Here is a 771-nt window from a genome sequence, read left to right as displayed (position 1 = left end):
GGCAGGATCTCTGGCTCATGGAAGGGACAACCATATGAAAAGGGTTGGGAATCAAAGCATGCTAGCAGTGGCGCCTTGCTTCACCAATGCGGTTAAATTTCGGTGAGATGGCGGAGCAGCTGACTCTTAATCAGCGGGTCTTAAAACGGAATTCGGCAGTCAGCACACCTACAACAGGCCGTGTTTCCTGAATTCCGCCTGCTCGTCACCTGATATCCAGCCAAACACCTTCAGCTTGCCGTCGCGCTTTTCGACGAGATAGTTGACCGCAAAGTCGATGGTCACGGGACTCCCATCCTTGCGTTCATAGTCACCGGCCCAGTTTACCTCAGCCACGCAATGGTCCTGGTCGACAGGTGTCACAGAGACCTCCTTGCAGGTCATCCTCTTGCTGCCGAGGGCACGATAGGCCTCAAAACCCTTTGTCATGATGGCCTTCAACTGCTCGCCATTCTCGCCAACCATGACCGCTGCCGACGTCACCGAGACAAAACCGGCCGAATACATGTCCGCGACGTCGTTGAGATCGACGGTGTCGGCGATCGCGTCATTGTAGATTTTCTTATAGACCTTGAAGAATTTTCGCACATCCGCCTTGGCTACCATTCTCGCCTCCCGGCTCGAAAAAGTTTTGATCAACGGTACTGCAAATGCGGGCTGCCGTGCATCGTTCCGCCGAGGCGACCTACCCCAGCCGCCCCAGCACCGGGAAATTTTCCAGCAGCCAGTAAGACACCGTCTGCACGCCGCCGGTGAGGAAAAACACGCCGG

1 protein-coding gene and 1 pseudogene are annotated in these 771 nt (G+C 55.5%); both read right to left on the bottom strand.

The window, feature by feature from the left end; genetic code table 11:
• Nucleotides 1-168: 168 nt before the first annotated feature.
• A complete protein-coding gene (locus tag EOB49_RS34350; RefSeq protein ID WP_127383538.1) occupies nucleotides 169-606 on the bottom strand; it encodes a nuclear transport factor 2 family protein in 438 nt (145 codons plus the stop codon).
• A 79-nt stretch (nucleotides 607-685) separates the two neighbouring features.
• A pseudogene (locus tag EOB49_RS34345) lies at nucleotides 686-771 on the bottom strand (cytochrome c biogenesis protein CcdA); the annotation flags it as partial.

Origin of the sequence: Mesorhizobium sp. M7A.F.Ca.MR.148.00.0.0 (assembly GCF_003997735.1) — a bacterium.
GTDB lineage: Bacteria > Pseudomonadota > Alphaproteobacteria > Rhizobiales > Rhizobiaceae > Mesorhizobium.
The sequence above is the reverse complement of the archived record's forward strand: the minus strand, read 5'-3'. Positions and strand labels throughout refer to the sequence as shown.

Excerpts from the sequence above, each read along its gene's own strand:
- EOB49_RS34350 (WP_127383538.1), bottom strand. The coding sequence starts at position 606 with ATGGTAGCCAAGGCGGATGTGCGAAAATTCTTCAAGGTCTATAAGAAA.